The organism is Stenotrophomonas sp. STEN240 (assembly GCF_056756175.1).
In genome coordinates this window covers 208,765-227,414 of the sequence record NZ_JBRRBO010000001.1, presented here as the reverse complement: position 1 = coordinate 227,414, position 18,650 = coordinate 208,765, and the positions used below count along the sequence as shown (strand labels likewise).

Below are 18,650 nucleotides of genomic sequence, written 5' to 3'. Positions count from 1 at the left end.
GTCGGCCCGTCGCGCGCCCCACTGACGACACTCTGGAGACTGTCATGCCGCGCACCTCATCGAGCCTGCTGTTGGCGCTGGTCCTGGCCGGCCCCCTGCTGCTTCCTCCTCCGCTGGCGGCGCAGCCCGCGGCGGCCAGCGTTGATGCCCAGGCCGTACAGGCACTCACCCGCATGGGCGCAGCCCTGCGCGCGCTGCCGCACTTCACACTCAACGCCACCACCAGCACCGAGTACGTGCTCGACGATGGGCAGAAGATCGCCCTGCCGGGCACCGTCGCGTATCGCGTGCTGGGACCGGACCACTTCTTCGTGGAGATACAGAGCGAGGACCAGCACCGCCAGCTGTTCTACGACGGCAAGGCGCTGACGATCTACTCGCCGCGGCTGAAGTACTACGCCAGGTTGGATGGTCTGAACAAAAGCAGCCAGGCGCTGTTGACCGAATCGGCAACGACGTATGGCATCGAGTTGCCGCTGGCGGATTTGTTCCTCTGGGGCACGCCGGCATTTTCGACCGATCAGCTGCAGTCCGCGCTGCGCGTCGGCAGCGCGCGGATCGGCGGCGAAGCGACACAGCACTACGCGTTCCGGCAACCGGGCGTGGATTGGCAGGTCTGGATTTCCGATGCCACCCACCTGCCCCGACAGCTGGCGATCACCAGCCACAGCGACCCGGCGTTGCCCGCCTACCAGGCCACGTTGAACTGGGATACACGGCGCGCGGTGACCGCCAGGGAGTTGGCGTTCGATCCCAAGGGCGCGACCAAGATCGTGTTCGTGCCGGTCGCGCTGGCCGCACAGACCACTGACGGGGAGAACTGAGCATGGACCGTTCCGCTTGCCTGCGTGCTGCATTGTCCCCGGCCCTGTTCACCGTGCTGCTGGGCGCTTCGCTGCTGCCCGCCGATGCCGGTGCACGGCCCGGGCTGCGCGGCTTCGCCCATCCCTCGATCGCCCATGCCGGCGGCTTCGGCGGCGGCGGTCTGCCTCACGGCGGCGGGTTCGCGCCACAGCCACCGGGGCCTGGCCCCGCCCCGCATCCCGGCCCGCATCCTGGCCCAGGTCCCGGTCCCCACCCTGCTCCGGGGCCGGGACCTGGGCCTGGACCCCATCCGCCTGGGCCTGGGCCTGGTCCTGGACCAGGTCCTGGTCCAGGTCCCGGGCCGCATCCGCCGGGGCCCCCGCCGCCCCCGCCGCCCTACTGGGACCACCCGTTCTGGGACGCCGCCGCCTTCACCGCCGGCGTCGCGGTCACCTCTGCGGTGATCGGCTCGGTGGTGTACTCGCTGCCGGTGGACTGCACCACGGTCGTCGTCAACGGCATCGGCTACCAGCAGTGCGACAACGCCTGGTACCAGCCGCGCTATGCGGGGACCACCGTGCAGTACATCGTCGTGGATGCGCCGCGATGAACGGCACGCGCGGACGGGCCCGTTGGCTGCTGCTCGCCAGCGCCTGCACTGCGCCGCTGGCCGCGCAGGAGGCGCCGGCGGGATCGGCGTCCTCCGACGATATCGCGCGCAAGCTCGCCGATCCCGGTGCGGCGCTGATCTCGGTGCCGTTCCAATACAACTACCAGGGCGCGGTCGGCCCCGGAGATGCGTTCCACAACCAGCAGCTGAAGATCCAGCCGGTGATTCCGTTCGTCGGCGAGAACGGCAAGTTCATCCTGCGCCCGATCCTGCCGCTGAGCTGGAATCAGTTCCCGCAGGACAAGCACGGCACCGGGGATCTGTTCGTGCAGGGGTATTACATCCCCAAGACCGCGGCTGAAGCGCATGGCACCGAATTCGGTTACGGCTTCGCCGCGCTGCTGGACACCGCTTCGCACGACAGTCTCGGCACGGGCAAGTACTCGCTCGGCCCGGCCTTCATCCTGGTCCACAAGACCAAGGCGTGGACCGTCGGCGCACTGGCCAACCACGTCTGGTCGGTCGGCGGCGATGGCGACCGTGAGGATGTCAGCAGCACCAGCGTGCAGCCGTTCGTGACCCGCAACCTGCCCGATGGCTGGTCACTCAGCTTCACCTCGGAAACCAACTACAACTGGAAGGCGGCCAGCGGCGATGCCTGGACGGTGCCCTTGGGCGCCACCGTCTCCAAAGTGCTCAGGCTCGGGCATACCCCGATCAGCATCGGTGTCGGCGGCTTCTACAACGTGGACCGGCCGCACTACGCCAGTCGCTGGACCGGGCGGTTGATCGTGACCCTGGTCTTTCCCGAATGAGGCAGCTTCCCATGAACCGTTCGCTCCTTGTTGGCTCGGCACTGATCCTGCTGGGCGTGGCCCCCCTCGGCTGCAGCACCTCCAGCCCCGCGCGCAGCGACGCGCCGCCCTCCACCGAAAAGATCGAGGCACAGAACCAGGCGCGGACCGCCACGGCCGCGGTGCTCTCGCGGTTGTATGCCGCGCAGCCGGGTGCACGCCAGGCCGTGGAGCACTCTGCGGGTTACGCGGTCTTCCGCAGCTTCGGGGTCAAGGTATTGATTGCCGGCGGCGGCGGTGGGCATGGCGTGGCGATCGACAACCGCAGTGGACGCGAGACCTTCATGCGCATGGTGGAGATCCAGGCGGGGCTGGGTTTTGGCGCCAAGACCTTCGACCTGGTCTGGGTGTTCAAGACGCCCGAGGCATACCAGCACTTCATCACCCGCGGCATCGAGATCGGCGGCCAGGCCACGCTGGCGGCGAAGGTGGACAAGGCCGGCGGCGGACTCACCGGCGCAGTGCAGGTCTCCGACAACGTCTGGGTGTACCAGATGACCGAAAGCGGCCTGGCGGCGGAACTGACAGTCAAAGGCACCCGCTACTACCCCGACAAGACGTTGAACTGAGCCACGCCCAAGGAGGTCCCATGCACGGTCACCCGCTGGTCTGGATCGTCAGCCTGTTCGTGCTGCCCCTGGTGGCGGCGCTGGTGCTGAGCCTGTTCGTCCGCCATCGCGGCATCAGCGCGAATGCGGTGCTGGCGTGGTTCGTGATCGTGTGCTGGTGCGGCGCGCTCGGAGTGATTCTGTCGCAGGTGTGGTGACCCGCGCTGCCGGCCAGCGGCCGGCACTACCTGTCCGTTGCTTGTTCGCCTTGGTAGTGCCGGCCGCTGGCCGGCATCACAGCGATTGTCCCAGCTCGATGAAGAGCACGTTCTCGCCGCCTTCGCGGAATCCCATGCCGAAGATCAACGGGCCGACCCACGAGTCGAAGCCGAGGAACAGGCTGCCGTTCCAGATGCCGTCGCTCAACGACATGTCGCTGCGCCGCTGCCAGGCATTGCCATATTCGACCGTGCCACCGACCTGCGCCGAGCGCCCCAGCAGCGTGCCGAGCTCGTAGGTATACCCGGCAAAGCCCAGTGCATAGTCCTGGCCGGTCAGCTGGTTCTGCTGGAATCCGGCGAGCCGCCAGCGCCCGCCCAGCCGGTAGAGGTTCTGCACCGGCGCGGTGCCGGAGGAGGTGGCGTGGTAGCGCAGCCCCAGCTGCAGGGCATGCTTGCCGGACGATCGGGCGGCCACGGCATCCAGATCGATCTGGCCGAACCGCGCGTCCGCGCCCAAGCCGGGGCTGGACTGGTAGGTGCCGGCGGTGACCAGATAGCCGTTGCGGGGGAAGTAGACGCTGTCGATGTCGTCCAGCGTGGCCTGGGCGATCCACGCCCCCTCTTCGAAGTTCACGCGGGGGATGGTCGGGTCGCCGACTTCCACTTCGGCGTTGCCGGTGTAGCGCTCCACCCCCACGGACAACGCGAGCACGTTGGACACATTGCGGAACAGCGCCACCGTGGCGCCGGTCCGGCGCACGCGATAGCGCGCGATCTTGTCGCCGGCATCGTCGTAGAGATTGAAGCTGCGGGTCTGGAAACCACCACCGGCCTGGAAGGCGTATCGATTGTGCAGGTCGAAGGGGTGGTAGTACTGGCCGGTCAGGCCGGGTTCGCTGCCGATCTGCAGCGCGATGCGCGCTTCGGCGCCGTAAGGCGACAGCGGCGAGAACAGCAGGCCGGCGCGCAGGTTGCTTTCGTGATTCCCTTCGAGGTCGTTGCTCAGGCTCAACCCGGCCTCCAGGTACACCGGTCCGTTGGGCTTGGGATAAGCCGACACCACGACACCGGTCCTGCCGTCGCGCGCCTGGATCTCGTAGTTGATGCTGGCCAGCGTTCCCATGCCATAGGCGCGCAGTACGCCGGCCTGCATCGCCTCCACATCCAGCGGTTGGCCGATGTGGACCGGGAGATAGGACAGCAGCAGCGCGTCGGCATACCCGGTGTGGTTGTCGACCTCGACGAAGTCGATCATGGCCGGCACCGAGGACTGAGCCCGCCCGGCCCGCTGCGCGGCCAGCCGGGTGTAGGTCTGCGGCGTCTGCGCGAACGTCTGCAGCGCCGGCGCAGCCTGGTCGGCGGCGAGCTGGCCGATCCGCAACGCCTCGGGCGCCTTGTCGAAATCACCGGTGGCGACCTTGCCGGTCAGGTCCGGCGAGATCAGCAGATCCTGCGTGCCCAGACTGTCCAGCTGCGCCTGCGCACTGCGCGTGGTCAGGAACCCGCTGAGCTGGCTGATCACATCCACCAGGCTGGCGTTGCGGTCCAGCGCGCTCAACGGCGTGCCCACGTCCACCGCGATCACCCGGTCGGCGCCCATCGCCCGCACCACGTCGATCGGCACCTGGTTGGAGAGGCCACCGTCGAGCAGGACCTGGTCATGGATCACCACCGGACGGAAGATGCCCGGCAATGACATGCTGGCCCGCATCGCCATCGGCAGGCTGCCCTCGGACAGCACCACCGGTTTGCCGGTATTGATGTCGGTGGCGACCGCCCGGAACGGAATCGGCAAGTCGTCGAAACGGCCATTGACCCGGCCGCCCCCGGTCGCGCGCTCGAACAGGGCGATCAGCTTCTCGCCTTCGGAGACACCCCCGGCCAGCGCGACCGCCTTGCCCTCGCCGCCCAGCCCGATGCCGATCGGGGCCAGCTGGGCATAGTCGTCGGCCTTGCGTCGCAGCGAGCGCTCGCGGCGCGGCAAGGTATCGGTGAACAGGCTCAGCCATTCGGTGCTCAGCACCAGCTGCTCGATCTGATCGGGCGTCGCGCCGGACGCGTACAAGGCACCGACCAGCGCGCCAGCACTGGTACCGGCGATGCAGTCCACCGGAATGTGCAGCGCCTCGAGTTGTTTGAGGATGCGGACATGCGCGATGCCCCGTGCGCCGCCACCGCCCAGCGCCAGCCCGATCCGGGGCCGGGTGTCACCCGGGCCGCGCACGCCACAATGACCGCCCCGGGCGGCCGGGGCGTCGACCGCAACGGGTTCGGCCGCGTGCAGCGGCGACAGCGCGCCACCGCCGCACAGCCACGCGCAGGCGACGGCTGCCATCCATGGCAGGCGCTGCCCGGGGCGGGTCAGCGCCACGCGCTGCCCACCTGGATGTAGAACGTGTCGTCCTCCGGCCCCCAGGCATAGTCGAGGCCGACATGCATGCCCAGCTGCCGGGCGATCAGATAGCGCACGCCCGCGCCTTTGGAGACCTGGCTGGCACCGTCGCCGAAACTGTTGTGCCGTCCCCAGGTGCGACCCGCGCCGACGAAGCCGATCAGGGCCCAGCGCTGGGTCATGTTCCAGCGCAGCTCGCTCTCCAGCACCGCGGCCCGCGTGTCCTGGTAGCGCGCCGAACCAATGCCGCGCAGGTCGATGTAAGGCAACCGATAGAACGGAATATCGCCGTTCGCCCAGCGCGCATCCGCGCGCCCGCCGAGGACGAAGTGCCTGCCCAGCGGCCAGTAGCCGTAGGCATGCCCGCGATAGCTCTGGAAGCTGGCGTCGCTGCCGATCCCGGGGAGATAGAAATTGCCTTCGACCATGCCCAGCCACCCGCTGGAGGGCGTGAACGGGTTGTCGCGCGAATCGTATTCCAACGACAGCCCCAGGCCCGAGCTGCGCTTGGACAGCTCATGGGGCTGGAAGCGATCGCGGTCCGAGGCAACGTCGAAGCCGATGTCCAGGTCCATGTAGACCCAGGCCAGGCCGAGGTACAGGTCGCGCTCGCCCAGACGCCGGAACCCCTGCTGGAAGGACATCAGGCCGTCCATGTTGTACTCGATCTTCTGCGTGGGCAGCAGCGTCCCGGGCGTGTAGAAGCCCAGGTTGAACGAGGCCTTGGCCATGCCACCGCGATAGCGCCAGCGGTCCTCGTCGAAGTGCAGCGAGGCGCCGACACCGTAGGCTTCACTGCCATTGGAGGTGCGCATGGCCCCACCGCCGTAGATGTCCGGCGTGACCATATTCGGGGAACCGTCCTCGCCCGTCGCCCCCGAGGACGTCGGGCGGTGGAAGAACGCCAGCGCAACGCCACCGCCGTTGCCTACGGCCGGATCGGTGACGATGATCGGCACCGGCAGGAATCCGCGGTGCTCGAGCAGCCAGCGCGACATGTCGAAGCGGCCGTCCTCGGCGTCACGGAACAGCGACGCCCGCGGCGCCGCGGCGGCCGCGGGCGCGGACGATGGGGCGGCGGACTGCTGGGCGAGCGCGGCGCAGGGCGTGAGCACGCTGAACAGCGACAGCAGGCGTACGGCATGGCCGATCGACACAGGGCACCTCGGGGGATGGGTAACCGGCCGTGCAGTCGGCGTGCGCGGCGAAGTGCGAGGGTCCGTGCCGGTGGGAGGGGAACAGCCCGGCACGGGCCTACGCGGTTGAACGCGTCGCGGACCGTCCGCAGCGATCAGCGTGCGGCGGTCGTGCCCGGCGGGAACGCAGCAAACAGCTTGTCGAGCCCGGCTTCCACCGCCGCGTTGACCTTGTCCGGCGAGGTCGGCACGGTGCCGCTGGCGGCGCCGCGCCAGACCGCCTGCTTGGTCTTGGCGTCGAACATGTCCACGACCAGGGTGCCGACGTCATAGGTGTGCACCGTGGTCGTGGCATTGCCCATGGCCATGCCGCCTCCCCAGCCACCGCCCCGCCAGCCCCAGCCACCCATGCCCGTACCGGAGTAGAACGTGTCCAGGGTCTGCTTCTGGCCGGTGACGATATGCGCGGCCAGGGCGATATCGCCGTTGGGCGCTTCGCGCAGCCCCTTGGCCTGCAGCCGCGCGTTGATGCCATCGATGATGCGTTGCTGCACCAGCGGTGAGCCCGCCTGGGGTTTCATTGCCCAGGTGTAGGTCTTGTACGAGGCGAAGCTGGCCGACGGATCGAAGTCGGTCTTGACGGTCGGGGTGGATGCACAGGCGACCAGAGAAGTCGCCAGGACGGCGATGGCAAAGGCTTTCATGACGCGAGTCTCCAAAGGCGGGATGGGAAGGACGACGGGGAAAACTACCGCGTCATCGCGGCGGATTGATCACCACGTACTGCACGGTGGTGCCCACATAGCGCGGCTCGTACCAGACGTTGCCGCACTGCTGGTAAGCCATGCCGTTGATCACCGTGGTAACGCAGCTGGGGGGCACGGAATTGACGATCGAGCCGATCACCGCCGAGGTCACGGCCACGCCGGCGGTCACCGCCGCTGCGGTGGCGAAGGGATGATCGTCCCAGTGGTTCCAGTGGTCGTCGTGGTAGTCCACGTCCACGTTGACGTTGCGGCTGACGTTACGGTTCACGTTGCGGTTGCCGTCGATGTTGCCCCCGCGGTTCACATTGCCTCCCTGCGGGCGCTGCACCGCTCGGTTGACGCTGGTATGGGCACTCGCCCGCGCACCGCCGCCGTGGAAGCCGGCGCGCTGTGCGCTGGCCGGCGCTGACACCGCCAGCAGGACCACCAGGAGCAGGCCTGCGGCCAGGGAGGACGCGACGAAGAAGCGGTTGATCACGATACGCATCTCAGTTCTCCTGACCGTCATCGCTGAGGACCACCGCCACCGGCACCAGCTTGATCCGCGTGGCATCGGCCGGCGGCGTGAAGTGGAAGGCCGTGGCCGGTACCGCAGTGCGGATATCCCAGCGCAACTGCGCGCGGTACTGCGGCAACGCCGGGTCATCCAGCGAGGTGATCACCAGCTTCTTCGGCAACGACGTGGCTTTGCTCACCCACAACTGCCAATCGACGCCGTCCTGCTTGAACGCGTACTGCTCGGTCTGCTCACCGTCGACCGTGCCACCGCCGATGTGCAATGCGCTGCGGATGGCGGTCTTGGGCGCCTTGTCGGTCCCCCACAGGAACATGTCGGCGAGCGGCATGTCGATGCCATAACGGCTGGCGGCATCTTCGACCAGCTCGCCCAGCGTGCTGCTCAGGCCATCCACCTGCGCGTAGTACTTCAGCCGCGGCGAATACAGCGACAGCGCCTTGCCATCGTAGAACAGCTGGCGCAGCTGGCGATCGCTGCGCAGTTCCAGGAACAGCTGGTTCGGCGCGCGCACCTTGTAGGTCACCACGCCGTCGAGCTCCACCTTCTGGCCGTCGTCCAGCACGATCTCGGTGCTGGCATCGGAGGTCAGCGAGAACTGTTTGAGCGCGCGCAGGGCAGCGCCCATCCGATCCAGCGCGGCCAACGCCTCCGGATCGCGCTCGGGGGCGTCGGGCGATGCAGCGGGCGGCGGCGCCGGCGCGGCGACGCGGGTCGCGCCGTGTGCGGCAGGCACCATCGCGGCCAGCAGCAGGCACGACCAGGCAACCGCGGGAATGACAGAGGTCATGATCGTTGCTCCATGAAACGGGATACGGGCAGCCGCAGCGAGGCGGCCGGGGATCAGAAACCGCCGCTGATCGAGAGGCTCCACGGGTCGCCTTCGAAACGGTTCTTCACGCTGAATTCGCCGACATAGCGGAACGACACATCCAGGTGCTCGCCGCCGGACCACTTCCTGCCGTAGGTCAGCACCGGGCCCACGCCGAACGAGCGGCCCTTGAAGCCATCCAGGCGGTCCGCGGTGTTGCCCTTGTCGTCCTGCAGCTGCTGGATCCAGCCGCCGGCCGCGCCGAAGCCCCAGCCACTGGCGGTCCGCTTGACCAGCAGCACGTCGGCCCGCGCGACCACGCCGTTCTTGTAATCGGTATCGTCGTTGCGGGTGTACCAGTCGGTGGCGCCCAGTACGCTGAACTCCAGCGTGCCTTTCTGGAACAGGTGCGTGTAGCCCACGCTGGGCGAGAACGTCCAGATGTTCATGCCCGGATTGGCCAGCCGGTTCGGGTCGTACTTGGCCGTGGGCGCGTACACATACACGCCGAAAGACAGATGCTGCACTTCGCTGATGTGGAACCCGGCAATCACCGGCGCGAAATACACGTCGAACAGGTTGGAGGCGTGGTCTCTGGCTTGGAAGCGGTTGCCCAGCGGCCCGGCCAGGCTCGCGGTGACTTCGGCATCGATGTACGGCACGGTCAGCATCGAGGCGAAATTCCAGCGGCCGGCCTGGGTCGGCCACACGTACACGCCGGTGGCGGCGGTCAGGTTGACATCGGCCTCCAGGCCCAGCGATATCTGCCCGGCGATCGGCGCGGGCCGGTCGCCGCTGATCTTGCCGTTGTACCGGATGTAGCTCAGCGACCACTGCATGCCCGGCTCGGGGGGAATCACGCCGGCGTAGGAAGTGATCTGCATGCCGGTGATCGAACGCCCCAGCGCGCCCTCGGTGGCCAGGGCCGGCGACGCCCACAGCGCACTCAACGAAGCCAATGCGAGGGCCAACAGCGCGCGGCGCGGCAGGTGGGAAAAGGTCGTGGTCATGCGATGGGCCTCCAGCACGGATGCAGGTTCATGGACGTGGGCCTCACAGCGGCGGCGCCGGCCGGGTGGCGTGCTGGCGTTCGCGGACATCGGCGATGTCGCGCTCCAGGAAGTAGTTCAGGAACGTGCGGATCACCGCGATCGCGGCCAGCTGGCCGATGGCATCCCAGCTGGTGTAGATCGAGGATTCGATGATGTCCGCCGAGAGCTGCATCGTCAGCCCGGCTACCAGCCAGCGCCCGTAGCCCAGCCACAGATCGCGGCGTTCGACGTTGGTGAGATGGCCGCGCAGCGTCAGCCGCAAGGCCTGCACGAACACCACCACGGTCGCCAGTGCGATCAGCACCAGCGCCATCGCATCGATGATCACCACCACCGGCTCGGTGACGGCGACCAGCCACGCCTTGAGAGGAAGCATCGTCGGGGCTCCGGTAGGCATCGCAGTGCGCGGCGGTCGGCTTCATCGGCGGTCCACGCAGCGGAAGCCGAGATGGCAGGTCGAGGTATCGATCGGCTGGGCCATCCGCGCCGCGGGCCGATAGCGCCTGCAGTAGTTGGGGGCGCACAGGTGCGAGCCGCCCTTCATCACCCGGCGCGGGATCGCGCTGCGGTCGCGCGGATCATGGCTGCGCTCGCGGAGACCGCCGCGCGGGTTGACGATCGCGCAGCACGGCTTGCTCTGCAGCTGGTCGTGCTGCTGGTACCAGTCGCTGGTCCACTCCCATACATTGCCGATCATGTCGTACAGCCCATACCCGTTGGGCGGATAGCTGCCGACCGGCGAGGTCCAGCGATGGCCGTCCTCGTCCAGGCTCTGCCAGGGAAACTCGCCCTGCCAGGTATTGGCCTGGTGACGGCCGCCGGGGACCAGGGTGTCCCCCCACGCGAACTCACCGCTGTCCTGGCCGCCGCGCGCGGCGAACTCCCATTCGGCTTCGGTCGGCAGGTCCTTGTCCATCCAGCGGGCATAGGCCAGGGCATCGGCGAAGGCCACGTGGACCACGGGATGATCCTCCAGACCCTGCAGGCTCGACGCCGGACCGCGCGGATGCCGCCAGTCGGCACCGGGAACGTAGTGCCACCAGTTGTGTGTATTGCCCAGATCGACGGGATGCGCGGGCTGCACGAACACCACCGACGCGGGTTGCAGCAGCGCCGGATCCGCGCCCGGATAGTCGCGCGGGTCTGCTGCCTGCTCGGCAGCGGTGACGTGGCCGGTATCGCGGATGAAGCGTGCGAACTCCCGGTTGGTCACCGGATAGCGATCGATCCGGAACGGGCCGACCCGCGCCTTGTGGGCCGGCCGCTCTTCGGGATAGTGCGCGTTGGAGCCCATGCTGAAGAGCCCACCGTCCAGCGCGATCATGGTCTCGGCGACGACGCTCATGCGAAGGGCGCCACGTTGAAGGTCATGCTGACGATCGCCAGCAGCCCGAGCAGCCACAACAGGCCGGCGGTGATCAGCGTCAGCGAGATCGGGTAGTGGCTCTCGCCGTGGATCAGGCCTTCGCGGATCATCTCCGCCCGCTCGGCGCGCAGGCCCTGCATGTAGCGGACGTGATAGATGATGCCAAGCGTCAGCAGGACCATCCCCAGCCCGACCAGGGCGATGCCGAAGTTGCGCGGCGCATGCGGACGCAGCCCTACCCCGGGCACCTCCAGCATGTGGCCGAAGAACTGATAGATGGTGAAGCCGAACCCGATCAGCGACAGCGCGGTGCGGATGATCGACATCAAGGTGCGGTCCGCACTCATCCGGGTCCGCTGGAAGGACATGCCGGTGCGCCGTGAGGAGAGCTCCATCGAGGTGGCGTCGGCACCGCCGAGCAGGTTTTTGGCCTGTTCGATGGTGAGCGCGCGCGCGGCGAGATGCTGGCTGGGGTCCTGGGCGCTCATCGGGTCGTCGTCTCGTGAGTGTGTCATTTGCGGCGCAGCACGTAGCTGGCGATGCGGGTGATCGGGCCGCGCAGGATCAGGTACGGCAGGAAGCCCAGTACGACCGCGATGACGAAGGCCTCCACCGGATATTTGAATCCACCGAACATGCGGAACTGGTAGATGACATCCATGCCGACGCCCAGCAGCAGGATGCGCGCCGTGGCGGTGATGCCTTCGCGCCAGACCACGATCCGGTCGCCGGCGTGGCTATGCGTCAGCAGCCAGGCATAGGGCGTCCTGCCGACCTTGGCATCCTTGATGCCGTCGATCAGCGCGGTGATCAGCGCCATGGTGGGCTGCAGGAAGAAGCGGAAGGTCATCGGACCGTCCGCGCGTTCGATCATGTCCGTCCAGAACCGCGTGAGAATGTCGATCACCGAGAGCATGGCTGGGTCCTTGCGACAGGGCTCCAGCTTGGGGTTTGCCCGAGAGCCGCACAATCGAGTTGTTACTGCAACATCCCCAGTATTTTTACTGCGTCCAACAGGTGGAACAGCAGCGCTATGCTCGCTGCCTGCGGCCCTGCGATGCATGGCCGCCCTCCCCTTCGCTGCCGCAGGCGCGCCGCCGATGCGATCAAGTCAGCACCGCTACTCCCTGATGCACGGCGGGCTCATCCATCGCCTGCTGCAGGCCACCGGCGTGCTGCACAGTCGGGCCAGCGTGGCACTGTGGCTGGCCGGGATCCTGCTCGTGGTGTCCTTCGGCCCCCTGCTGGTACTGGCGGCGCGCGACGGCAGCCTGTGGCCGCAGCCGCCGCGCATGCACCTGCTGGGCGACTACGCCACCCTGGCCCGCGTACTGCTGGCATTGCCGTTGCTGGTGATCGCGGCACCGCGCTCGGATGCGCTGCTGCGCAATGCCTTCCGCCAGCTCACCCATGCCAGCCTGGTTCCGCCCCAACGCCAGGGCCGCATGGACGCGCTGCTGGGCAGGGTCCGCCGCTGGCGTGACGGGTGGTTCCCCGAAACCCTCTGCGTCGTCATCGCCTGGGCGCCGCTGTTGTTCGGCGGCGACCACGCAAGCCTGTTGCCGGGCGTGGCGGATTGGCGCCTGGACCACGGCGTGCTGACCGCGGCGGGCCGCTGGTACGAGTGGGTCGCCGTGCCGCTGTTCCGCCTGGTGGCATTGCTGTGGCTGTGGCGTTTCCTGCTGTGGACCTGCGTGCTGTGGCGCCTGCCCCGCAGCGGCCTGGTCCTGCATGCCGAACATCCCGATGGCGCCGGGGGCCTGGCCTTTCTCGGGGTCGCCCAGGAACGCTTCGCCGTGCTGGCGCTGGCCGGTGGCCTGCTGCTGGCCGGCGCGTGCGTCAACCATGTGCAGTATCTCGGCGACAGCCTCTACACCCTGCGCCACCTGCTGGTCGGCTATGTGGTCGCGGCGACGCTGCTGCTGGTCGCGCCCCTGCTCCTGCTGATGCCGATCCTGATGCGGGCCAAGCGCCATGCGCTGTACCGCTTCGATGCACTGGGCAACCGCGCTGCCGATCTGTTCGACGCGCGCTGGCAATCCGCCCAGCAGCAGACGCCCGCGGCGGACTCCCTGCTCGATCACGGTGATGCTTCCGCGCTGGCCGACTTCAGTGGGGTGTACAAAGGCCTGGCCGGCATGTCGGTACTGCCGTTGAACCGCTGGAACCTGCTGTGGATCGCGCTCCACGCGGTGCTGCCCCTGCTGCCGCTGGTGCTGCTGGCGATGTCGGTGGACGAGCTGGCCCGCAAGCTGCTGGACATCCTGGTCTAGCCCGCCCGCGGATCAGCCCCGGTACGTGCCGTGCAGGGACCGCGAGACGAACGACTCCCCCTTCACCGCGGCGAGCACGGCCTGCAGGAGGTCATCGCCCGCATCGGATTTGAGCACATAGCTGCACGCATCCAGCGCCATCGCCTGCGACACCATCTGCGGCTCGGCATGCACCGTGATGAACACCACGCCCAGTACGGGGCGTTGCAGGCGCAACCGACGCGCGGCCTCCAGCCCGTTCAATTCCGGCATGCCGATGTCGGTGACCACCACGTCGGGCAGCATCGCCTGCGCCGCCTGCACCAGCGAGGCACCGTCCTGGACCAGTCCGATCACCTGGAACTGCTGGGCCAACAGGCCGCGCAGCTGGCGGCCCATCGCACATCCATCTTCTGCCAGCAGCACACGGACAGCATTCATCGCACTCGCCCGTTCGATGCCTGCCACGATGGTGTGGCCGGACACGGTTCGGTAACAAGGGAAAAACAACCGGTGGCGGGCAAGTAAATCTACTTGCCCGCTCTGCACGCATGCCGCCTGGTGCCTGCCGCCTAGTGACGGATCAGACCTTCCAGTTCGGCCTTGCGCACCAGCTCCAGCGTGCCGTGCACGCCCAGCTCCTGCATGATCGCGTACTTGTGCGATTCAACCGTACGCACCGATACCCCGAGCTCGTAGGCGATCTGCTTGGAGCGCAGGCCGCGCGCCACGTATTCCAGGATGCGCAGCTGCTTTTCGGTCAGTACGTACTGGCAGCGACCCGAGGACACGATCGCATTGGCTGCCAGGGTCGGGGTCACATACGTCTGGCCGTCCATCACCCCATTGATCGCGCGGACCAGTTCATCGCCGGCCGCGCTTTTGAGGATGTAGCCCCGCGCTCCGGCCCGGATGGCCTCGGCCGCCATGCTGGATTCGTCGTGCATCGTAAGGAACACGAACGGCGTCATGCAGCCCTCGCTGCGGACCTGGCGCATCACGTCGATGCCGCTGATCCCGGGCATGCTGATATCCGAGACCACCACATCCGGTGACTCACGATGCAGCGAGTCCAGCAGTTCCTCGCCGGAGGCCACCAGCACGATCGATTCGAAACAGTCCATCAGCAATCTTTCGATACCCTGCGCCACCAGCATGTGGTCATCGGCGACGACCACTTTGCGGAACGGTACGGACATCGACTGCGCGCACGAAACGCCCATTTGCATTATCTCCATTGGCTTCAATCATCCCCTGATTGACCTGCAGGTGCGGCCGTCATCGCCCACAGCAGCGGGCGTGATGGCATCCCTTTCTGTCGTCCCGGTGCATCTGCAGCCAGCCGAACATGCGAGCCCCGCCGTGATGGGATCGTGATGCGATGCGTGCCACCACTGCGCTCGACCCGCAGCGTGTTCAGGCCGGCATTCAGCGTCTCAGCGTGTCTCGTGGACATTCCCCGAAGACATTCCGGTAGGTCACCGAGAAGCGTCCGAGGTGCCCGAAGCCCAGCCGCAGGGCGATGTCGGTCACGCTGTCGTGCGTGTCCGCCTGCAGCAATGCCGTGCGCGCGCGGTTCAAGCGGGCCAGCTGGTGCCAGTGGCAGGGCCCATGTCCGTAGGCATCACGAAACAGACGTTCGAGCTGGCGTTCGCCCACGCCCAGCGCGAGCGACAGGGCGGCACTGTCGAAGGGCCGGTCCAGATGGGCTTTCAGATAGTCTTCGGCCCGCCGCACGACGGCATCGCGGTGACGTTCGATCCAGCTGCCATCGGCACGTCGCTGCGGTCCGGCATCGGCGGCACTGACGGCGTCCACGAAGGCGCCCAGCAGCAGCGCCGACTGCGCCGCCAGCTGCTCCGGCGTGATCAGGCCCTCCCAGCGGGCGGCAGTGTCCAGTGCGGAGAACACGCCGTAACGCAGTGCCTGCGCGTGCGCGGGGGCGGCCGGTCGGCTGCACCATCCACGGCGTGGGAGGCGCAGTTCGCGGCCTACCCGCGCCACGGCCTCGCGCTGCAGGACCTCGCGCGGAATCAGCAGCACGGCCCACTGCCAGCCCCCGGGCTGCGGCCGCACATTGAGCTCGCTGTCTTCGGCGAACACCATCACCTGGCCCGCCGGAACCCAGCGTCCGTTGGCCCACATCGGCTGCTGGCAGGACACCGCCATCGCCAGTGCGATCATTCCTTCGCCGAAACTGCCGCTGGCGAAAATCGGCAGCGTATAGGCGCCGCTGTCCAGGCTGAACTCCGGAAAGACCAGCCGCTGCAGGCACGCGCGGAAATGTCCGGCGGCGAGCAGGCGCTGTTCGAACCGGGTGTCGCGCACTACCCCCAGCAACGCATCGGCGTCGAAACCATCGACGACGAAGCGGCTGTACGGGGCCATCGGTTCGTCCATGCCAGTTCCTCGAACAGGTCGGAAATCGGATAGCGCGACGGGGGACAAGCTGTTTACATCGGTGCGATTTTGGGGCGGAAACGACATCGCTACAAGCGGTGACACGCTGCCCCGCAAGCGTGAAACGCATCACATTGAGATCTGTCCGGGGGAGGCGTTGCACGCCTCGGGGACAGGCCTCGATTCGAAGCTTCCTCACGCACCCACCGAGGTCCACGTGCGCGTCAACGCGACTGTTACGCACATCGCTCCGGTAAACGGCCCCCGCGCGCCATCGCCGGATGACCCGGTCAATCCAGCGACCTCCACACGCCCATCACCTGCGCTTCGCGTCGCATTTACGCTCGTCCTGCCCCTGTTGATCGGATGCCTGTTAGGCCAGCTGTTGCCGACGCTGGCGCAGATGCCGGGGTTTCGCCTGCACGTGTTGTGGATTCCAGGGCCGCTGTTGATGGGCTGGTTGCTGTTCACGCCGCGTCCGCAATGGCGGACCTGCCTGCTGGCGGCCGCGGCCGGTGCCGTGCTGGCGTCCGCGCTGGTGCCGTTCGTCGCCCTGAATGGCCTGATGGCCGGTGCCGGTGAAATCGTCCTCGTGGCCGCCGCGGCCTGGCTGCTGCTGCGCTGGCGCGGCACGGGTCCGCCGCTGGAGGGATATCGCGATATCGCGTTGTTCGTCGTGCTCGGGGGCATCGCGCTTCCCGTGTGCGTGGCGTGGTGGCAGATGCTCGTCTTTCCCGATGCGCCCCGCGGGCTGGCACCGGGCGTGCTGCTCACACGGCTGCTCTGCAGCAGCGTCAGCTACCTGCTAATCGTGCCGGTGGTGGTCAACATCGCGCGGGTGCTGCAGTCACCGGAACGTCGCGCCGGCTGGCGTTGGCGTACCGTCGCCATCGCCATGCTTCTGTTGGGGGCGCTCGGCGTGATCTGGGGCATGGACTGGGCCGATGGGGTGATGACGCCGCTGCTGGTGCTGGCCCCCATCCCGCTGCTGATCTGGGCGTTGATCGTGTTCGGGGTCAGCGGCGCGTCGGTTTGCATGCTGTTGGTGGCGGTGCTGGCGATGCAGTTGAGCATGGCCGGTGTAGGACCGTTTGCCTTCTGGACACCCGAGCGCAACCTGATCACCGCCCAGGTGTGGACCCTGGGCACCAGCTGCGCCCTGCTGTTCCTTGGCGCGCTGTCCGAACAGAAGCTGTCCAATCACCTGAAACTGCAGCAGGCCTATCGTCGGCTGGGTGAGGTGACCGGGCGGATGCTGGTGGTGCAGGAAGAAGAGCGCACACGCATCGCGCGCGACCTGCATGACGACGTCAACCAGTCGCTGGCGGCGATCTCGATCTGCCTGAGTAGCCTGCGCAACCAGATTCCCGACGCCGAACGCCACAGCGTGGTCGAACTCCAGGAGCAGTTGCTGACTGTGTCCAATGACATCCGGTCCATCTCCCACGAACTGCATCCGAGCATCCTGCGTTTCACCGGCCTGGCCAGTGCGCTCGATGCGTTCTGCATCAAGCGCAATGCACGTGGCGCGCTGCGCGTGCGATGCCGGATCGAAAGCCCGCCCCGGCTCGGTGACGACCGCGAGCTGAGCCTGTTCCGGATCGTGCAGGAAGCGGTGAACAACGTGGACAAACACGCACATGCCAGTACCGCCCACGTCCTGGTGACGGTGCGCGGCGAGCAGCTGCTGCTGCGGGTCGACGACGATGGCATCGGCATGCCGGTAGCGGGCAGCATGCCGGCGGCGCCGGGCCTGGGCATGATCAGCATGGAAGAGCGCGCGCGGCTGCTGGGTGGCAGCCTGCAGATCGGTTCCAGCCCGCTGGGCGGCACCCGTGTCGAAGTGCGCTTTCCGTTGGGTGATGCCGCGACCAAGCTGTCGCCGCTGCGCGTGGTCCCGCCCCCGTAAAGATACTGAGGCCGGACGCGTAGAAAGGCGGTTGTACGGGCCGCATCGGCCGGACACAGTAAACCGACACTTGCCCGTGGAACGCCCCATGCACTGGAATACCCTGCCCTCCGGCTGCCGGCATGGCGCGGCCCTGCTCGCGCTTACCTGCGCGTTCACGGCGTGCACGTCGTCTCCGCCCCTGTCGACCGCGGCACCGCCGACCGCTGTACCCGCCGCCGTGCCTGCCCCCGCCCCGGTGCCGGAGCTGCGCCCCGGCGTTCCGGCCGGCTACCTCGGGCGCGCACTGCCGGACAGCCTGGCCCTGCTGCCGATGCCCCCGGCCAAGGGCTCGGCGGCATTCGCCAACGACCAGGCCATCCACCGCGTGGCGCAGCAGCTGCGAGGCACGCCCCGATACGCGCTGGCGGCCACGGATTCGGACCTGCACTTCCCGCAGGTGGCCAACTCGTTCTCCTGCGCGCTAGGGGTGCCGATCAGCCAGCAGACATCGCCGGCGCTGTACCTGCTGCTGCAGCGCACGCTGGTCGATGCCGGGCTCGCCACCTATGCCGCCAAGGACCATTACAAGCGCACGCGCCCCTTCGTGTTCTACAAGGAAGGCACCTGTGCGCCCGCCGATGAGGCCTCCCTGAGGACCGACGGCTCCTATCCGTCCGGGCATACCGCCATCAGCTGGAGCTGGGCCCTGCTGCTGACCGAGCTGAGCCCGGACCGCGCTGACGCCCTGCTCGCACGTGGCCGGGCGTTCGGTGAAAACCGCCTGATCTGCAACGCGCACTGGCAGAGCGACGTGCTCGAAGGGCGTGCGGTGGCTGCCGGCGCGGTGGCCGCCCTGCATGCCAACGCTGATTTCAACCGCGACATGGCGCTCGCGCGGGCGGAGATCCAGTCGCTGCGCAGCAACAGTGTGCAGCCCAGCAACTGCGAGGCGGAGAAAGCAGCGCTGGCCATCCCGATTCCCGGGGTCCTCTAGCGCACGACCGTGCGTGACCCGCCGACCCGTGCCAACCT

Annotated in this window: 21 protein-coding genes; 8 read left to right on the top strand and 13 right to left on the bottom strand. The window is 67.8% G+C overall.

What is annotated here, in order from left to right; all coding sequences use genetic code 11:
* Positions 1-44: 44 nt before the first annotated feature.
* From ACVOKO_RS00930 to ACVOKO_RS00910, 5 genes are all read left to right on the top strand, one after another.
* Positions 45-824 carry a DUF2092 domain-containing protein gene (locus ACVOKO_RS00930; RefSeq protein WP_346496374.1) on the top strand — a complete coding sequence of 260 codons (780 nt, stop codon included), beginning with the start codon at positions 45-47 and terminating at the stop codon, positions 822-824.
* Between the two features lie 452 nt (positions 825-1,276).
* Positions 1,277-1,414, top strand: a complete 138-nt coding sequence (locus tag ACVOKO_RS00925; protein ID WP_346496372.1) for a hypothetical protein — start codon at positions 1,277-1,279, stop codon at positions 1,412-1,414.
* Positions 1,411-2,229 (top strand): hypothetical protein, encoded by an 819-nt coding sequence (locus tag ACVOKO_RS00920; protein WP_346496370.1) that lies wholly within the window; start codon positions 1,411-1,413, stop codon positions 2,227-2,229. Before ACVOKO_RS00925 ends, ACVOKO_RS00920 begins: the two co-directional genes overlap by 4 nt.
* An 11-nt stretch (positions 2,230-2,240) precedes the next feature.
* On the top strand, positions 2,241-2,837 hold the full coding sequence (locus ACVOKO_RS00915; RefSeq protein WP_346496368.1) for a lipid-binding SYLF domain-containing protein: 597 nt from the start codon (positions 2,241-2,243) through the stop codon (positions 2,835-2,837).
* Positions 2,838-2,857: 20 nt separating this feature from the next.
* Positions 2,858-3,034 carry a hypothetical protein gene (locus tag ACVOKO_RS00910; RefSeq protein WP_167390385.1) on the top strand — a complete coding sequence of 59 codons (177 nt, stop codon included), beginning with the start codon at positions 2,858-2,860 and terminating at the stop codon, positions 3,032-3,034.
* 76 nt (positions 3,035-3,110) lie between these two features.
* On the opposite strand, the gene ACVOKO_RS00905 is transcribed toward ACVOKO_RS00910, so the two are convergent.
* From ACVOKO_RS00905 to ACVOKO_RS00860, 10 genes are all read right to left on the bottom strand, one after another.
* Positions 3,111-5,408 carry a patatin-like phospholipase family protein gene (locus tag ACVOKO_RS00905; protein ID WP_346496366.1) on the bottom strand — a complete coding sequence of 766 codons (2,298 nt, stop codon included), beginning with the start codon at positions 5,406-5,408 and terminating at the stop codon, positions 3,111-3,113.
* Positions 5,399-6,586, bottom strand: coding sequence for a BamA/TamA family outer membrane protein (locus ACVOKO_RS00900; RefSeq protein WP_346496364.1), 1,188 nt, complete (start codon positions 6,584-6,586; stop codon positions 5,399-5,401). The genes ACVOKO_RS00905 and ACVOKO_RS00900 overlap by 10 nt, the downstream gene beginning before the upstream one ends.
* 134 nt (positions 6,587-6,720) lie before the next feature.
* Positions 6,721-7,269, bottom strand: coding sequence for a DUF4136 domain-containing protein (locus ACVOKO_RS00895; RefSeq protein ID WP_346496362.1), 549 nt, complete (start codon positions 7,267-7,269; stop codon positions 6,721-6,723).
* A gap of 52 nt (positions 7,270-7,321) precedes the next feature.
* On the bottom strand, positions 7,322-7,819 hold the full coding sequence (locus ACVOKO_RS00890) for a hypothetical protein (protein WP_346496360.1): 498 nt from the start codon (positions 7,817-7,819) through the stop codon (positions 7,322-7,324).
* Between the two features lies 1 nt (position 7,820).
* Positions 7,821-8,636, bottom strand: a complete 816-nt coding sequence (locus ACVOKO_RS00885) for a DUF2092 domain-containing protein (protein ID WP_346496358.1) — start codon at positions 8,634-8,636, stop codon at positions 7,821-7,823.
* 53 nt (positions 8,637-8,689) lie between these two features.
* A complete protein-coding gene (locus ACVOKO_RS00880; protein ID WP_346496356.1) occupies positions 8,690-9,667 on the bottom strand; it encodes a SphA family protein in 978 nt (325 codons plus the stop codon).
* A gap of 43 nt (positions 9,668-9,710) precedes the next feature.
* A complete protein-coding gene (locus ACVOKO_RS00875; protein WP_346496354.1) occupies positions 9,711-10,085 on the bottom strand; it encodes a DUF1622 domain-containing protein in 375 nt (124 codons plus the stop codon).
* A gap of 42 nt (positions 10,086-10,127) precedes the next feature.
* Positions 10,128-11,054 carry a formylglycine-generating enzyme family protein gene (locus tag ACVOKO_RS00870; RefSeq protein WP_346496352.1) on the bottom strand — a complete coding sequence of 309 codons (927 nt, stop codon included), beginning with the start codon at positions 11,052-11,054 and terminating at the stop codon, positions 10,128-10,130.
* Positions 11,051-11,590 carry a YidH family protein gene (locus ACVOKO_RS00865; protein WP_346496350.1) on the bottom strand — a complete coding sequence of 180 codons (540 nt, stop codon included), beginning with the start codon at positions 11,588-11,590 and terminating at the stop codon, positions 11,051-11,053. Before ACVOKO_RS00865 ends, ACVOKO_RS00870 begins: the two co-directional genes overlap by 4 nt.
* Positions 11,587-11,991 (bottom strand): hypothetical protein, encoded by a 405-nt coding sequence (locus ACVOKO_RS00860; RefSeq protein ID WP_346496348.1) that lies wholly within the window; start codon positions 11,989-11,991, stop codon positions 11,587-11,589. The genes ACVOKO_RS00865 and ACVOKO_RS00860 overlap by 4 nt, the downstream gene beginning before the upstream one ends.
* A gap of 184 nt (positions 11,992-12,175) precedes the next feature.
* On the opposite strand from ACVOKO_RS00860, the gene ACVOKO_RS00855 reads away from it, so the two are divergent.
* A complete protein-coding gene (locus ACVOKO_RS00855) occupies positions 12,176-13,348 on the top strand; it encodes a hypothetical protein (protein WP_346496346.1) in 1,173 nt (390 codons plus the stop codon).
* Positions 13,349-13,360: 12 nt separating this feature from the next.
* Here ACVOKO_RS00855 and ACVOKO_RS00850 read toward each other — a convergent pair whose 3' ends face one another.
* The 3 genes from ACVOKO_RS00850 to ACVOKO_RS00840 form a co-directional block, all read right to left on the bottom strand.
* Complete coding sequence (locus ACVOKO_RS00850; protein ID WP_346496344.1) at positions 13,361-13,768, bottom strand: response regulator; 408 nt, start codon at positions 13,766-13,768, stop codon at positions 13,361-13,363.
* A 131-nt stretch (positions 13,769-13,899) separates the two neighbouring features.
* Positions 13,900-14,550, bottom strand: coding sequence for a response regulator (locus ACVOKO_RS00845; RefSeq protein ID WP_346477428.1), 651 nt, complete (start codon positions 14,548-14,550; stop codon positions 13,900-13,902).
* Between the two features lie 205 nt (positions 14,551-14,755).
* Positions 14,756-15,727, bottom strand: a complete 972-nt coding sequence (locus tag ACVOKO_RS00840) for an AraC family transcriptional regulator (RefSeq protein WP_346496342.1) — start codon at positions 15,725-15,727, stop codon at positions 14,756-14,758.
* Between the two features lie 403 nt (positions 15,728-16,130).
* Between ACVOKO_RS00840 and ACVOKO_RS00835 the strand changes: the two genes are divergently transcribed.
* Both ACVOKO_RS00835 and ACVOKO_RS00830 read left to right on the top strand, forming a co-directional pair.
* The gene (locus ACVOKO_RS00835) at positions 16,131-17,636 is read left to right on the top strand and encodes a sensor histidine kinase (protein WP_346496340.1); all 1,506 of its coding nucleotides are present in this window, start codon (positions 16,131-16,133) and stop codon (positions 17,634-17,636) included.
* Positions 17,637-17,724: 88 nt separating this feature from the next.
* Complete coding sequence (locus tag ACVOKO_RS00830) at positions 17,725-18,612, top strand: acid phosphatase (protein WP_346496338.1); 888 nt, start codon at positions 17,725-17,727, stop codon at positions 18,610-18,612.
* Positions 18,613-18,650 lie beyond the last annotated feature (38 nt).

Excerpts from the sequence above, each read along its gene's own strand:
- ACVOKO_RS00930 (WP_346496374.1), top strand. The coding sequence starts at position 45 with ATGCCGCGCACCTCATCGAGCCTGCTGTTGGCGCTGGTCCTGGCCGGC.
- ACVOKO_RS00920 (WP_346496370.1), top strand. The coding sequence starts at position 1,411 with ATGAACGGCACGCGCGGACGGGCCCGTTGGCTGCTGCTCGCCAGCGCC.
- ACVOKO_RS00915 (WP_346496368.1), top strand. The coding sequence starts at position 2,241 with ATGAACCGTTCGCTCCTTGTTGGCTCGGCACTGATCCTGCTGGGCGTG.
- ACVOKO_RS00910 (WP_167390385.1), top strand. The coding sequence starts at position 2,858 with ATGCACGGTCACCCGCTGGTCTGGATCGTCAGCCTGTTCGTGCTGCCC.
- ACVOKO_RS00895 (WP_346496362.1), bottom strand. The coding sequence starts at position 7,269 with ATGAAAGCCTTTGCCATCGCCGTCCTGGCGACTTCTCTGGTCGCCTGT.
- ACVOKO_RS00890 (WP_346496360.1), bottom strand. The coding sequence starts at position 7,819 with ATGCGTATCGTGATCAACCGCTTCTTCGTCGCGTCCTCCCTGGCCGCA.
- ACVOKO_RS00885 (WP_346496358.1), bottom strand. The coding sequence starts at position 8,636 with ATGACCTCTGTCATTCCCGCGGTTGCCTGGTCGTGCCTGCTGCTGGCC.
- ACVOKO_RS00880 (WP_346496356.1), bottom strand. The coding sequence starts at position 9,667 with ATGACCACGACCTTTTCCCACCTGCCGCGCCGCGCGCTGTTGGCCCTC.
- ACVOKO_RS00875 (WP_346496354.1), bottom strand. The coding sequence starts at position 10,085 with ATGCTTCCTCTCAAGGCGTGGCTGGTCGCCGTCACCGAGCCGGTGGTG.
- ACVOKO_RS00870 (WP_346496352.1), bottom strand. The coding sequence starts at position 11,054 with ATGAGCGTCGTCGCCGAGACCATGATCGCGCTGGACGGTGGGCTCTTC.
- ACVOKO_RS00865 (WP_346496350.1), bottom strand. The coding sequence starts at position 11,590 with ATGACACACTCACGAGACGACGACCCGATGAGCGCCCAGGACCCCAGC.
- ACVOKO_RS00860 (WP_346496348.1), bottom strand. The coding sequence starts at position 11,991 with ATGCTCTCGGTGATCGACATTCTCACGCGGTTCTGGACGGACATGATC.
- ACVOKO_RS00855 (WP_346496346.1), top strand. The coding sequence starts at position 12,176 with ATGCGATCAAGTCAGCACCGCTACTCCCTGATGCACGGCGGGCTCATC.
- ACVOKO_RS00850 (WP_346496344.1), bottom strand. The coding sequence starts at position 13,768 with ATGAATGCTGTCCGTGTGCTGCTGGCAGAAGATGGATGTGCGATGGGC.
- ACVOKO_RS00845 (WP_346477428.1), bottom strand. The coding sequence starts at position 14,550 with ATGGGCGTTTCGTGCGCGCAGTCGATGTCCGTACCGTTCCGCAAAGTG.
- ACVOKO_RS00840 (WP_346496342.1), bottom strand. The coding sequence starts at position 15,727 with ATGGACGAACCGATGGCCCCGTACAGCCGCTTCGTCGTCGATGGTTTC.
- ACVOKO_RS00835 (WP_346496340.1), top strand. The coding sequence starts at position 16,131 with ATGCCGGGGTTTCGCCTGCACGTGTTGTGGATTCCAGGGCCGCTGTTG.
- ACVOKO_RS00830 (WP_346496338.1), top strand. The coding sequence starts at position 17,725 with ATGCACTGGAATACCCTGCCCTCCGGCTGCCGGCATGGCGCGGCCCTG.